The sequence below is a fragment of the Pedococcus sp. 2YAF34 genome, assembly GCF_052114585.1.
In the GTDB taxonomy this organism is placed as follows: domain Bacteria; phylum Actinomycetota; class Actinomycetes; order Actinomycetales; family Dermatophilaceae; genus Pedococcus.
Genome location: NZ_JBFRFA010000004.1, coordinates 95,875 through 109,350, shown reverse-complemented (window position 1 = coordinate 109,350; position 13,476 = coordinate 95,875). Strand labels below are relative to the sequence as shown.

Annotated in this window: 15 protein-coding genes; 14 read left to right on the top strand and 1 reads right to left on the bottom strand. The window is 70.3% G+C overall.

Annotation, left to right across the window (positions count from 1 at the left end; genetic code table 11):
- Window positions 1-134 precede the first annotated feature (134 nt).
- The 11 genes from AB4Z02_RS03940 to AB4Z02_RS03890 all read left to right on the top strand — a co-directional run bounded on the left by AB4Z02_RS03940 (window position 135) and on the right by AB4Z02_RS03890 (window position 8,737).
- Window positions 135-587: a hypothetical protein gene (locus tag AB4Z02_RS03940; RefSeq protein WP_441969438.1), complete on the top strand. Its 453-nt coding sequence runs from the start codon at window positions 135-137 to the stop codon at window positions 585-587.
- A 15-nt stretch (window positions 588-602) separates the two neighbouring features.
- Window positions 603-857: an AtpZ/AtpI family protein gene (locus AB4Z02_RS03935; RefSeq protein WP_056883531.1), complete on the top strand. Its 255-nt coding sequence runs from the start codon at window positions 603-605 to the stop codon at window positions 855-857.
- Window positions 858-960: 103 nt separating this feature from the next.
- Entirely contained in the window at window positions 961-1,773 is an 813-nt protein-coding gene (gene atpB, locus AB4Z02_RS03930; protein ID WP_056883532.1) for a F0F1 ATP synthase subunit A, read from the top strand.
- 121 nt (window positions 1,774-1,894) lie between these two features.
- Window positions 1,895-2,119, top strand: coding sequence for an ATP synthase F0 subunit C (gene atpE, locus AB4Z02_RS03925; RefSeq protein WP_441969436.1), 225 nt, complete (start codon window positions 1,895-1,897; stop codon window positions 2,117-2,119).
- 69 nt (window positions 2,120-2,188) lie between these two features.
- Complete coding sequence (locus AB4Z02_RS03920; protein WP_056884102.1) at window positions 2,189-2,764, top strand: F0F1 ATP synthase subunit B; 576 nt, start codon at window positions 2,189-2,191, stop codon at window positions 2,762-2,764.
- Complete coding sequence (locus AB4Z02_RS03915) at window positions 2,764-3,576, top strand: F0F1 ATP synthase subunit delta (RefSeq protein ID WP_441969434.1); 813 nt, start codon at window positions 2,764-2,766, stop codon at window positions 3,574-3,576. Before AB4Z02_RS03920 ends, AB4Z02_RS03915 begins: the two co-directional genes overlap by 1 nt.
- A gap of 99 nt (window positions 3,577-3,675) precedes the next feature.
- Entirely contained in the window at window positions 3,676-5,313 is a 1,638-nt protein-coding gene (gene atpA / locus AB4Z02_RS03910) for a F0F1 ATP synthase subunit alpha (RefSeq protein WP_441969432.1), read from the top strand.
- A 125-nt stretch (window positions 5,314-5,438) separates the two neighbouring features.
- Complete coding sequence (locus tag AB4Z02_RS03905; RefSeq protein WP_056883536.1) at window positions 5,439-6,338, top strand: F0F1 ATP synthase subunit gamma; 900 nt, start codon at window positions 5,439-5,441, stop codon at window positions 6,336-6,338.
- Between the two features lie 18 nt (window positions 6,339-6,356).
- Window positions 6,357-7,814, top strand: coding sequence for a F0F1 ATP synthase subunit beta (gene atpD / locus AB4Z02_RS03900; RefSeq protein WP_056883537.1), 1,458 nt, complete (start codon window positions 6,357-6,359; stop codon window positions 7,812-7,814).
- 209 nt (window positions 7,815-8,023) lie between these two features.
- A complete protein-coding gene (locus AB4Z02_RS03895) occupies window positions 8,024-8,293 on the top strand; it encodes a F0F1 ATP synthase subunit epsilon (RefSeq protein ID WP_056884103.1) in 270 nt (89 codons plus the stop codon).
- A 15-nt stretch (window positions 8,294-8,308) separates the two neighbouring features.
- The gene (locus AB4Z02_RS03890) at window positions 8,309-8,737 is read left to right on the top strand and encodes a DUF2550 family protein (RefSeq protein WP_441969429.1); all 429 of its coding nucleotides are present in this window, start codon (window positions 8,309-8,311) and stop codon (window positions 8,735-8,737) included.
- Window positions 8,738-8,743: 6 nt separating this feature from the next.
- Here AB4Z02_RS03890 and AB4Z02_RS03885 read toward each other — a convergent pair whose 3' ends face one another.
- Window positions 8,744-9,373, bottom strand: a complete 630-nt coding sequence (locus AB4Z02_RS03885) for a cob(I)yrinic acid a,c-diamide adenosyltransferase (RefSeq protein WP_056883539.1) — start codon at window positions 9,371-9,373, stop codon at window positions 8,744-8,746.
- A gap of 48 nt (window positions 9,374-9,421) precedes the next feature.
- Between AB4Z02_RS03885 and murA the strand changes: the two genes are divergently transcribed.
- From murA to AB4Z02_RS03870, 3 genes are all read left to right on the top strand, one after another.
- Entirely contained in the window at window positions 9,422-10,705 is a 1,284-nt protein-coding gene (gene murA / locus AB4Z02_RS03880) for a UDP-N-acetylglucosamine 1-carboxyvinyltransferase (protein ID WP_056883540.1), read from the top strand.
- 160 nt (window positions 10,706-10,865) lie between these two features.
- Entirely contained in the window at window positions 10,866-11,231 is a 366-nt protein-coding gene (locus AB4Z02_RS03875; protein ID WP_441969426.1) for an STAS domain-containing protein, read from the top strand.
- A gap of 125 nt (window positions 11,232-11,356) precedes the next feature.
- Entirely contained in the window at window positions 11,357-13,372 is a 2,016-nt protein-coding gene (locus tag AB4Z02_RS03870) for a protein meaA (RefSeq protein ID WP_441969541.1), read from the top strand.
- The last annotated feature ends 104 nt before the right edge of the window (window positions 13,373-13,476 follow it).

Genomic DNA, 13,476 nt, shown 5'->3' with positions numbered 1-13,476 from the left:
TGCTCGTACGCCACTGGGACCGGCGTGGTTGGTGCGTGGCGGAGCGCTTGTGATACCTTTCACAAGCACCCCAGGGCGGGTGTGGACCACCGTTCGCCAGGCCCCGCAGCCCCGACGAATCAGGCAGCAGACCGATGACCACAGCCCCTCACGCCGACCGTGACCCGTTTGCGGTCATGCTGCGTGGAGCGTTCGTCCCCACCGTCGCGGTGGGTCCGGTCGCCGTGGTCGTGGCTGCGCTGGTCTCCGGCGGCAAGGCCGCCCTCGGTGCGGCACTGGGCTTCGTCATCGCCCTCGCCTTCTTCGCCCTCGGCCTGCTCGTCATGCGACGGCTGGGCGGCGCGATGGACCCGCTGCGGTTCCTCGCCAGCGCGCTTGCCGTCTTCATGGGCCAGATGATCTTCCTGCTCGTGGTGATCATGGCCCTCAAGGACGCCTCGTGGCTCGACGGGACCGCCTTCGGCGTCACCGTGCTCGCGGTCGCCCTGGTGTGGCAGGTCTTCCAGGTCGTCGCCTTCGTCCGGTCCCGCCGACTCGTCTTCGACGCCCCCGAGGATTCGGGGCAGGATGAGGGACCTGCGTCATGACCCCAGGAGCCCACCGTGACCGACCCCTCCACGCCACCGCCGGACGACCGGCCCACGCCCTTGCAGAAGGCCGACGCCGGACACCAGCGCCTCGAGGAGGCGCGGATGTGGAACGTCGTCTCCTACCTCATCACGGGGCCGGCGATGTTCGGTGCGATCGGCTGGGGACTGGACCGCTGGCTGGGCACGACGTGGCTCGTTGCTGTGGGGATCGTGGGTGGGATGGCCCTGTCGCTGTACCTCGTGTGGTTCCGGTACGGTACGCAATGACTTCCGCAGGTCAGGTCCGCCCAGTGCATGCAGGGCCGGGGCTCGTGACCGTTGCCCTCATCGGCCAGTGGAGTGTTCCGAACGCAAAGCTCGAGGAGAACCTGTGAGTCTGAACGTGCTGGGTGCCATCAGCCCGGCTGCTGCCGGCGGTGACGGGGAGGGCTTCCACGCCCCCACGCCCGCCGAGTTCTACCAGCCCCTGATCGGTCACGGCGACTTCGCGATCACGCGCCCGATGGTCGTCCTGGCCATCTCGGTGGCGCTGATCGCCTGGTTCCTCGTGGCGACGACCAAGCGTGCTGCGGTGGTGCCGGGCAAGGGCCAGTGGGTGACCGAGGGTGCCTACAACTTCGTGCGCAACGGCGTCGCCCGCGACATCATCGGCAGCCACGACTTCCTGCGGTTCGTCCCGCTGCTGTTCAGCATGTTCATGCTGATCCTGGTCAACAACCTGTTCGGCGTCATCCCGCCGATCCAGTACCCCACGATGAGCCGCATCGGCTTCCCGATCGCGCTGACCCTGCTGGTCTTCGTGATCTACCACGCCGTGGGCATCCGCAAGAACGGCGCCTGGGGCCACATCAAGCACATGATCCCGCCGGGCCTGCCCAAGGGCATCTACGTGCTGATCATCCCGCTGGAGCTGCTGACCTACTTCGTCACCCGGCCGCTGACGCTGGCCCTGCGACTCTTCGGCAACATGTTCGCCGGGCACATGCTCCTGCTGCTGTTCATCACCGGTGGCGAGTACATGCTGATCCACGGTGGAATCGGCCTCAAGGCAGCCGGTGTCGGCTCCTTCGGCATGGCCTTCGTGCTGACCGCCTTCGAGGCACTGATCGAGTTCCTGCAGGCCTACATCTTCACGCTGCTCGCAGCCACCTACATCGCCGGCTCCCTCGCCGACGAGCACTGAGACCGTCCGGGCCCTGCGCCCGGTGCACGACCGCTCGGCCCACAACTGAATAGCCAACCCCACGAATGTCCGCACGGCGAATGTCATGCGGGACCCTCAAGAACGAAAGAGGACTCATCCCATGAACGGGACCATCAACATCGGTGGCAACATCGCCATCCTCGGTTACGGCCTCTCCGCGATCGGCCCCGGTGTCGGCATCGGCCTCATCTTCGCCGCCTACATCAACGGTGTCGCCCGACAGCCCGAGGCGCGCGGCGTCCTCCAGGGCATCGCCATCCTCGGCTTCGCCCTCGCCGAGGCGCTGGCCATCTTCGGTCTGGTGCTCGCGTTCGTCTTCAAGTAAGCCGAACCACCCAGCCCCACGCCCCCTGGCACCACAGCACTAGGAGAACCCGTGCAGCACTTCACCGGCATCACGCAGGTGGTTGTCGCGGCCGCCGCCGAGGACAAGACCGGCGAGCGCCTGCCGATCCTGCCCCTCTGGGGTGAGCTGATCTTCGGCGTCATCGCCTTCGCGATCCTCTACTGGGTTGTGGCCACCAAGGTCGTGCCCAACCTCGAGAAGGCGTACGCCGAGCGCACCGCCGCCATCGAGGGCGGCATGCAGCAGGCGGAAGAGGCGCAGCAGCAGGCGCAGGCCGCGCTGGAGCAGTACCAGGCCCAGCTGGCCGAGGCGCGCGCCGAGGCGGCCCGCATCCGTGAGGAGGCGCGGGAGCAGGGCGCCGCGATCGTCGTCGAGATGCGCGGTCACGCCCAGGCCGAGGCCAACCGCATCACCGAGGCCGCGCACAAGCAGATCGAGGCCGAGCGCCAGCAGGCCGTGGTCTCGCTGCGCAGCGAGGTCGGCCGGCTGTCGACCGAGCTGGCGAGCCGCATCGTCGGGGAGTCCCTCGAGGACGAGACCCGTCGCCGCGGCACCGTGGACCGGTTCCTGGCCGAGCTCGAGGCCGGCAACATCCAGCCCGAGAAGGTCGGAGAGGGCGCCTGATGCGTGGTTCGTCGCGGGCTGCCGCCATCGAGTCGAGCAAGGCCTTCGAGGCCGCGCTCGGCGCGGGGGCGGACCGCCGCACCCTCGGTGAGGAGCTCCTCGCCGTGGTGGGCGTCATCGACGGCAGCGCCACGCTGCGCCGGGCCCTGGCCGACCCGTCCCGGGACGCCGAGGCCAAGCGTGACCTGGTCACGCGGGTCTTGGGCGGCAAGGTGTCGCAGCCGACGACCGACCTGCTCCGCACCGTGGTCGGCCAGCGCTGGGCCACCGAGCGCGACCTGTCCGACTGCGTGGAGGAGCTCGGCATCGAGTCGCTGCTCGCCCAGGCCGAGGCCAACGGCGAGATCGACCGCGTCGAGGACGAGCTGTTCCGGTTCGAGCGCATCGTGGCCGGCAACCCCGAGCTACGTGACCGCCTGACCAACCGCCAGGGCGACGCCCAGGCCAAGGCGGGCGTCATCAGCCAGCTCCTCGAGGGCAAGTCGAGCGAGACGACCGTGCGGCTGGCCCGCCAGGCCGTGCTCGCCACCCGGGGTCGCAAGCTCGACCGCACCCTGGAGGGCTACCTCGCCCTCGCGTCCAGGCGACGCGAGCAGCTCACGGCCGTCGTCACCGCGGCGACCGAGCTCACGCCCCAGCAGCGTGAGCGTCTCGGCGCGGCGCTGCACACCATCTACGGCAAGTCCATCGTGCTGCAGGTCGTCCTCGACCCGCAGGTGCTCGGTGGCATCCGTGTCCAGGTCGGCGACGAGGTCGTCGACGGCACCGTGCTGCGTCGCCTCGACGAGGCGCGCAGGCACATCGCCGGCTGACGGCACCGCACGACAACTGCACAGCACGACCACCACCACGCCTTCCGGTCCGAGCCCCTCGGCACCGGTCACTGCACCACTCAAGGGAGAAGAGATCAGATGACGGAGCTTTCGATCCGTCCGGAGGAGATCCGGGACGCACTGGACAACTTCGTTCAGTCCTACGAGCCCGGCACGGCCTCCCGCGAAGAGGTCGGCCGCGTCAGCGACGCCGGTGACGGCATCGCCCACGTCGAGGGCCTGCCCTCGTGCATGACCAACGAGCTGCTCGAGTTCGAGGACGGGACCCTGGGCCTCGCGCTCAACCTCGACGTCCACGAGATCGGCGTCGTCATCCTCGGTGACTTCTCCAGGATCGAGGAGGGCCAGGAGGTCAAGCGGACCGGCGAGGTGCTCTCCGTGCCCGTCGGCGACGCGTTCCTCGGTCGCGTCGTCAACCCGCTCGGCCAGCCGATCGACGGCCTCGGCGAGATCGCGACCACCGAGCGTCGCGCCCTCGAGCTGCAGGCGCCGACCGTCGTCCAGCGCAAGTCGGTGCACGAGCCGCTGCAGACCGGCCTCAAGGCCGTCGACGCCATGACCCCGATCGGTCGCGGCCAGCGCCAGCTCATCATCGGTGACCGCCAGACCGGCAAGACGACGGTCGCGGTCGACACGATCATCAACCAGAAGCAGAACTGGGACTCCGGCGACCCGGACCAGCAGGTCCGCTGCATCTACGTCGCCATGGGCCAGAAGGGCTCCACCATCGCTGCCGTCCGCGGCACGCTGGAGGAGGCCGGCGCCCTCGAGTACACGACGATCGTCGCGGCCCCCGCGTCCGACTCGGCGGGCTTCAAGTACCTCGCGCCGTACACCGGCTCGGCCATCGGCCAGCACTGGATGTACCAGGGCAAGCACGTCCTCATCGTGTTCGACGACCTGTCCAAGCAGGCCGAGGCCTACCGCGCCGTGTCGCTGCTGCTGCGCCGCCCGCCGGGCCGCGAGGCCTACCCCGGTGACGTATTCTACCTGCACTCCCGCCTCCTGGAGCGTTGCGCGAAGCTGTCCGACGAGCTCGGCCACGGCTCGATGACCGGCCTGCCGATCATCGAGACCAAGGCCGGTGACGTCTCGGCCTACATCCCGACCAACGTCATCTCCATCACCGACGGCCAGATCTACCTCCAGGCCGACCTCTTCAACGCCAACGTGCGTCCCGCGATCGACGTGGGTGTCTCCGTCTCCCGTGTCGGTGGCGCCGCGCAGATCAAGGCCATGAAGGAGGTCTCCGGCCGCCTCAAGCTCGACCTCGCGCAGTTCCGCGCGATGGAGGCGTTCGCCATGTTCGCCTCGGACCTCGACCCGGCTTCCCGCGCCCAGCTCGCGAAGGGTGCCCGCCTCGTCGAGCTCCTCAAGCAGAAGCAGGCCGCGCCGTTCCCGGTCGAGGAGCAGGTCGTGTCCATCTGGACCGGCACCACCGGCCAGCTCGACTCGATCGCGGTCGAGGACGTCTCGCGCTTCGAGTCCGAGTTCCTGGACTACCTGCGCCGCGAGAAGAAGGGCCTGCTGGACGCCATCCGCGAGTCCAAGAAGTTCGAGGACGAGACCCGATCCGGGCTCGAGGACGCCGTCAAGGCGTTCAAGGAGCAGTTCGCCGCCTCCGGCGCCGAGAACACCCCCGTCGGCCACGAGGCCGACCCGGGCGAGCTCGAGCACGAGGTCGAGCAGGAGCAGATCGTCAAGCAGAAGCGCTGACCACCACCGGGTGCCCACCACGGTGGGCACCCGGTGACAGCGTCGCCGCCTCCGGGCGGCACCCCCCAAGCACGTGATCCGCGGCCCCGGGCCGCACCAGGAACGAACGAGAGAGGCGGCAACATATGGGAGCGCAGATGCGGGTCTACCGCCAGCGCATCCGGTCCGTCCAGGCGACCAAGAAGATCACGCGCGCCATGGAGCTGATCGCCGCGTCCCGCGTGGTCAAGGCCCAGCAGCGCGTCCGTGAGTCCTCGCCGTACGCCCGCGCCCTGACGCGCGCGGTGTCGGCGGTGGCGACGTTCTCCAACGTCGACCACCCGCTCACCACCGAGTCGGCCGAGGTGCGCCGCGCGGCGGTGCTCGTCGTGACCTCCGACCGCGGCCTCGCCGGTGCCTACAGCTCCTCCGTCATTAAGGAGAGCGAGCGCCTCATCGGCGAGCTGCGCGGCGAGGGCAAGGAGGTCGTCCCCTACCTGGTCGGCCGCAAGGCAGTGGGCTTCTACCGCTTCCGCAAGCGTGAGTTCGCGGCCGAGTGGACCGGGTTCACCGACCAGCCCACGTTCGACGTGGCGCGGGAGATCGGCGAGGAGCTCGTGGCGGCGTTCAACCGCCCCTACGAGGACGGTGGTGCCGACGAGGTCCACATCGTCTTCACGCGCTTCGTCAACATGGTCAACCAGGAGCCCGACGTCATCCGCATGCTGCCCCTCGAGGTGGTCGAGGGCGAGGAGCCCCCTGCCGAGGACGACGTCCTGCCCCTCTACGAGTTCGAGCCCGGTGCCGAGCAGGTCCTCGACGCGCTGCTGCCCAAGTACGTCACGGCGCGCATCTACAACTGCCTGCTCCAGGCCGCCGCGTCCGAGCTGGCCGCGCGCCAGAAGGCGATGAAGTCCGCCACGGACAACGCCGAGGAGCTCATCAAGAAGTACACCCGGTTGGCCAACCAGGCCCGCCAGGCCGAGATCACCCAAGAGATCAGCGAGATCGTGGGCGGCGCCAGCGCCCTCGCCGACGCCAGTTGAGAAGGTAGAGAGAAACCAATGACTGCCACTGTCACTGAAGAGACCCAGGCCGCCACCCCCGGTGGCATCGGCCGCATCTCCCGCATCATCGGCCCGGTCGTCGACGTGGAGTTCCCCGCCGACGCCATGCCCGAGCAGTACAACCTGCTCACCACCACGGTCGAGCTCTCGGGGGAGAAGAAGAACCTCAACCTCGAGGTCGCCCAGCACATCGGCGACAACATGGTGCGCGCCATCTCGCTGCAGCCCACCGACGGCCTCGTCCGCGGCACCCAGGTGCAGGACACCGGCGGCCCGATCACCGTGCCCGTCGGCGACCAGACCCTCGGCAAGGTGTTCAACACCACCGGTGACGTCATGAACCTCGCCGAGGGCGAGACGTTCGAGGTCAAGGAGCGCTGGGGCATCCACCGCAAGGCCCCGGCCTTCGACCAGCTCGAGTCCAAGACCCAGATGTTCGAGACCGGCATCAAGGTCATCGACCTGCTGACGCCCTACGTGCAGGGCGGCAAGATCGGCCTGTTCGGCGGCGCCGGCGTGGGCAAGACGGTGCTCATCCAGGAGATGATCGCCCGTGTGGCCCGCGACCACGGTGGTGTGTCGGTGTTCGCCGGTGTCGGCGAGCGCACCCGTGAGGGCAACGACCTCATGGTGGAGATGGAGGAGGCCGGAGTCCTCGGCCAGACCGCCCTCGTCTTCGGCCAGATGGACGAGCCGCCGGGCACGCGTCTTCGCGTGGCGCTGTCGGCGCTGACCATGGCGGAGTACTTCCGCGACGTCCAGAACCAGGACGTGCTGCTCTTCATCGACAACATCTTCCGCTTCACGCAGGCCGGTTCCGAGGTCTCCACCCTTCTCGGCCGCATGCCGTCCGCCGTGGGCTACCAGCCCACCCTCGCCGACGAGATGGGCACGCTCCAGGAGCGCATCACCTCGACGCGTGGTCACTCGATCACCTCGATGCAGGCGATCTACGTGCCGGCCGACGACTACACCGACCCGGCCCCGGCCACGACGTTCGCGCACCTCGACGCGACGACCGAGCTGTCCCGTGAGATCGCCTCGCTGGGTATCTACCCCGCCGTGGACCCGCTCACGTCGACCTCGCGCATCCTCGACCGTCGCTACATCGCCGAGGACCACTACAACACCGCGGTGCGCGTCAAGCAGATCCTCCAGCGCAACAAGGAGCTGCAGGACATCATCGCCATCCTCGGCATCGACGAGCTCTCCGAAGAGGACAAGATCCTCGTCAACCGCGCCCGTCGCATCCAGCGGTTCCTGTCGCAGAACACCTACGTCGCCAAGCAGTTCACCGGCATCGAGGGCTCGACGGTCCCGCTGACCGACACCATCGAGGCGTTCACCAAGATCGCCGACGGCGACTACGACCACGTGCCGGAGCAGGCGTTCTTCATGTGTGGTGGCCTCGACGACGTCGAGCGCCAGGCCGCGGAGATCGAGAAGAACCTCTGACGCGACACCGTCGATGCAGGATGACGCGACAGCGTCGATGCAGGACTGACGCGACAGCGTCGATGCAGGACTGACGCGACAGCGTCGACTGAAGCACCCGTGTGCCGTGGGGCCAGCCACTCTGGCTGGCCCCGCGGCATACCACCCGCCGGAGGGTTCCCCACGGCGGTGGTTAGACTCGAGCAGTACGCATTCCCGTGGAGGACACCGTGAGCACCCTGCAGGTTGAACTCGTCGCCGCCGACCGCAAGGTCTGGGAGGGCGAGGCCGACATGGTCCTGGCCCGCACCGTCGACGGCGAGCTGGGCATCCTGCCCGGCCACACCCCGCTGCTCGGCATCCTCGTCGAGGGCGACGTGCGCATCCGGACCGCAGGCACCGACGCGGCGGCCCGCATCGACGGGGGCTTCCTGTCGGTCGACCGTGACAAGGTCATCATCGTCGCCGAGGCGGTCGACGCCTCGCAGATCCCGGCGTAGCCGAAAGGGGTGAGCATGGCGCCCGCGACGTTCGTCGAGATCATCGTGGGGGCACTCGCCTTGCTCGCCGTCCTGGCGCTGGCGTACATCTTCGTGCGCCGGCGCCTGCTGTCGTCCGGGGCACCGCTCATGCTGTGCGCGCTGCGTGCCCTGGACCGGTCGTCCTACCGGCTGGGGCTGCTGCGCTTCTCCGGCGGGACCCTGGAGTGGTACACCCTCATCGGCCCCTCACCGCGCCCGGTCCGGACCTGGGAGCGACCCCGGCTCGAGCTCGGGCCGCCGGAGGTCTCGCAGGAAGCCATCGCCGCCCTGCCGGAGGCGGTCACGGTGGCGTGCCGCTACGACGGCGACGAGTTCCGCCTGGCCCTGGCGCCTGCGGCCTACACCGCCATGCGCAGCTGGCTGGAGAGCTCGCCCCCCGGCTTCAACGTCAACGTCGCCTGAGCGGGATCACTTCTTCCGGTCGGGCGCCTGGGCGCGTCCGCCGCCGGGCTGCCACAGCACGTCGCCGCCGATGGGCAGGTTGGCGACGCGGGCCAGCACGAAGAGCAGGTCCGAGAGCCGGTTGAGGTACTTCGCGGTGAGGACGTTGACCCCGCCGTGGCCCTTGCTGCCGTCGCCGGGCTGGTCGCCGTAGGCGTCGATCGCAGCCCAGGCCGCGCGCTCCGCCCGGCGCACCACGGTCGTCGCGACGTGCAGGTGGGCCGAGCCCACGGTGCCGCCGGGCAGGATGAACGAGCGCAGCTTCTCGACGCGCTCCAGGTAGGCGTCGCAGTCGGCCTCGAGTTCGTCGACCCATGCCTGCTGGACGCGCAGCGGCGGGTACTCGTAGGTGGGCTGCAGCGGGGTGCAGAGGTCGGCGCCGACGTCGAACAGGTCGTTCTGCACCCGCAGCAGGGTGGCCCGGATGTCCTCGGGGAGCTCACCGGCGGCCAGGGCGACCCCGATGGCGGCGTTCGCCTCGTTGGTGTCGGCGTAGGCGAGCAACCGGACGTCGGTCTTGCTGGTGCGGCTCATGTCCCCGAGGTGGGTGCGGCCGTCGTCACCGGTCCGGGTGTAGATGCGCGTCAGGTTGACCATGGCAGCAGCCTGTCAGATGGGCCTGGGCGGCGCGGATAGGGTGGGTCGGTGGCTGAGAGATTCAGGGTCGTCGGAGGCACCGCGCTGCGTGGCGAGGTCGCGGTGTGGGGTGCCAAGAACAGCGCGCTCAAGCTCATGGCCGTGGCCCTGCTCGCCGTCGGCCGCACCCGCCTGACCAACGTCCCGGCCATCCTCGACGTGACGATCATGGCCGAGCTGCTGCGGCGCCTGGGCTGCACCGTCGACTACGACGCCACGGCAGGCGTCGTGGAGATCACCGTGCCCGAGAAGATCGGGCACCGGGCCGACTACGACCTCGTCCGCGCCCTGCGCGCGTCGACCGCCGTGCTCGGCCCGCTGGTGGCCCGCACCGGCTCCGCCGACGTCGCCGTGCCCGGGGGAGACGCCATCGGCTCACGCGGGCTCGACCTGCACGCCGCAGGGCTGGAGGCGCTCGGCGCCCGCGTCCACGTCACCCACGGCTTCCTGGTCGCCGAGGCGCCGGACGGCCTCCACGGCGCCGAGATCCGGCTCGAGTTCCCGAGCGTCGGGGCCACCGAGAACGTCCTGACGGCTGCGGTCCTGGCCCGGGGGACCACCCGTCTGGAGAACGCCGCGCGCGAGCCCGAGATCGCGGACATCGCCGAGATGCTGACGTCGATGGGGGCCCGCATCACGGGCGCCGGCACCTCCGTCATCGAGGTGGAGGGCGTCGACCGGCTCTCGCCCACCGAGCACGCCGTCGTCCCCGACCGCATCGCGGCCGGCACCTGGGCCTTCGCCGCCGCAGCCACCCGCGGCGACGTCGAGGTCGTCGGCGCCGTGAGCGCCCACCTCGTCGCCGCCCTCGAGCTGGTCGAGGCGAGCGGTGCCACCGTCACCGACACCGAGCGGGGGTTCCGGGTCGACTCCGGGGGCCGCCGCCCGCGCGCGTTCGACGTGGCCACGCTCCCGTACCCTGGCTTCCCGACCGACCTGCAGCCCTTCGCCCTCGCCTGCAACGCCGTCGCCGACGGCTCGGCGATGATCACCGAGAACCTCTTCGAGGCCCGGTTCCGCACCGTCCAGGAGCTGAACCGGCTCGGGGCCGAGACCCGCATCGACGGCCACCATGTCATGGTCCACGGGGTGGAGCGGCTCTCCGGCGCCCCGGTGGAGGCGAGCGACATCCGCGCCGGCGCGGCCCTGGTCATCGCCGGCCTGGTCGCCGAGGGGGTGACCACGGTCAGCGGTGCCCAGCACATCGACCGTGGCTACGCAGGGTTCGCCGAGAGCATGCAGGGCCTCGGCGCCGACGTCACGCGCGAGCCGGACGACGACCCCTTCCTCTGAGGGAAGCGTCCCGGAAGGACCGGGTTCCTCCCGGTTGGCGTAGCCGACACCGGGCCGGCCGACCGGGACCTTTACCAGATCTTGATCAGGCTCGACACAACCCGTACCCCGCCCGCGGGCGTCCCTGTGAGTGAATGTCTCCACGGACAAGGGGGTTCGCATGTCGGTCAGCACCATCGGGGTCCTCCCCGTCGCGGTCCGCGCACTGCACTCGGGGCAGGAGGTCGCCATCACCGGCCGCATCGACGTGCACTCGGTCCCCGACGTGCGACTGCTCCTCCACGAGATCATCGACACCGGCTGCGGTGACGTGTTGATGCGCCTGGCCGACGCCGAGATCGGTGACGCGACCGGCCTGGGGGTCATCGTGGAGGCCTACACGCGCGCCCGCCGTGCCGGCCGCCGACTGGCCGTCATCGACATGAGCGAGCGCACCGGGCGCCTGTTGCGTGCGTCACGCCTCGACCGCGCCCTCGTGCTGCGCGAGCCCGTCGAGGACCACACTGTGGTGGCTGTCACCGCCTGAGCGCCTCCCGCGGGCCTTCGGCCCGCCGGTACGTTCGGCCCATGCCCGAGCCTGCCGAGCCCGCTGCCGCGTCGACCCCCACCCCCGACGCGCCGCCGCGCCGCGAGCGCGACCGGCCCTGGGTGATGCGCACCTACGCCGGCCACTCCAGCGCGGCCGCGAGCAACGCGCTCTACCGGCGCAACCTCGCCAAGGGACAGACCGGGCTGTCGGTGGCGTTCGACCTGCCGACCCAGACCGGGTACGACCCCGACCACCCGCTCGCGCGCGGGGAGGTGGGCAAGGTCGGTGTCCCGGTCTCGCACGTCGGTGACATGCGGGCGCTGTTCGACCAGATCCCGCTGGACCGCATGAACACGTCGATGACCATCAACGCCACCGCGATGTGGCTGCTCGCGCTCTACCAGGTGGTGGCGGAGGAGCAGGCGGTCGCCGAGGGCCGTGACCCGGCCGAGGCGGTGCGGGCGCTGGCGGGCACCACCCAGAACGACATCATCAAGGAGTACCTGTCGCGGGGGACCTACGTCTTCGCGCCCCAGCCGTCGCTGCGGCTCATCACCGACATGGTCGCCTACACGGTCTCCGAGATGCCGAGGTGGAACCCCACCAACATCTGCAGCTACCACCTGCAGGAGGCCGGGGCGACGCCGGTCCAGGAGATCGCCTACGCGATGTCGACGGCCATCGCCGTCCTCGACGCCGTGCGCGACTCGGGACAGGTGCCGCAGGAGCGCTTCGGCGAGGTGGTCGCGCGGATCTCCTTCTTCGTCAACGCCGGGGTGCGGTTCGTCGAGGAGATGTGCAAGATGCGCGCCTTCGTCCAGCTGTGGGACGAGGTCACACGCGACCGGTACGGCGTGCAGGACCCGCGACACCGGCGGTTCCGGTACGGCGTGCAGGTCAACTCCCTGGGGCTGACCGAGGCCCAGCCCGAGAACAACGTCCAGCGCATCGTCCTGGAGATGCTGGCGGTGACGCTGAGCAAGGACGCCCGCGCCCGCGCGGTGCAGCTCCCCGCCTGGAACGAGGCGCTGGGACTGCCGCGCCCGTGGGACCAGCAGTGGTCGCTGCGCATGCAGCAGGTGCTGGCGTACGAGTCCGACCTGCTCGAGTACGACGACCTGTTCACCGGGTCGACCGTCGTCGAGGCCAAGGTCTCCGAGCTCGTCGACGGCGCCAGGGCCGAGATCGCCCGCGTCCAGGAGATGGGTGGGGCGGTCGCGGCCGTCGAGAGCGGCTACATGAAGTCCGCGCTGGTCGCCTCGCACTCCCGGCGCCGGGCGCGGATCGAGTCGGGCGAGGACGTCGTCGTCGGCGTCAACCGGTTCGAGACGACCGAGCCCAACCCGCTCACGGCCGACCTCGACACCGCCATCCAGACCGTCGACCACGACGTGGAGGCGCGGGCCGTCGAGGCGGTACGCGGCTGGCGCGCGGACCGCGACGCGGACGAGGGCTCCCGCCAGCGCGCCGCGGCAGCCTTGGCGGCGCTCGGGGAGGCCGCCCGCTCCGGTACCCCGCTCATGGCTGCCTCGCTGGAGGCGGCCCGCGCCGGGGTCACCACGGGGGAGTGGGCCCAGGCGCTGCGCGAGGTCTTCGGCGAGTACCGGGCGCCGACGGGGGTCTCGGGGTCGGTCGGGGTCGGGGACGGGGGCACCGACGAGCTCCAGGCAGTGCGTGAGCTGGTGCGCCGCACCGGCGAGGAGCTCGGCGAGCGGCTGCGGGTGCTCGTCGCCAAGCCCGGGCTCGACGGGCACAGCAACGGCGCCGAGCAGGTGGCGGTCCGCGCCCGGGACGCCGGGTTCGAGGTGGTCTACCAGGGGATCCGGCTCACGCCGGAGCAGATCGTGGCCGCGGCAGTGGCCGAGGACGTGCACCTGGTCGGGATCTCGATCCTCTCGGGGTCGCACATGGAGCTGGTCCCGCAGGTCCTCGACGGGCTGAGGGAGGCCGGCGCCGGCGACGTCCCGGTCATCGTCGGCGGCATCATCCCCGACTCCGACGCCAAGGCGCTCAGGGAGCTCGGCGTCGCGGCCGTCTTCACGCCCAAGGACTTCGGGCTGAACGAGATCATGGGCGAGCTCGTCGAGGTCGTCCGGCGCTCGCGCGGCCTGGCCGCGGGGCGTCCGGCCGGGGGCTGAGACCCGCTCCGCGCCCGGTCCGGAAACCGTTGCCCCACAGGCCGGGACGCGGCTCGCGTGGTGCCCGAGTCAAGTCTTGGTGCGTGTTTCCTGAAAATTCGCCC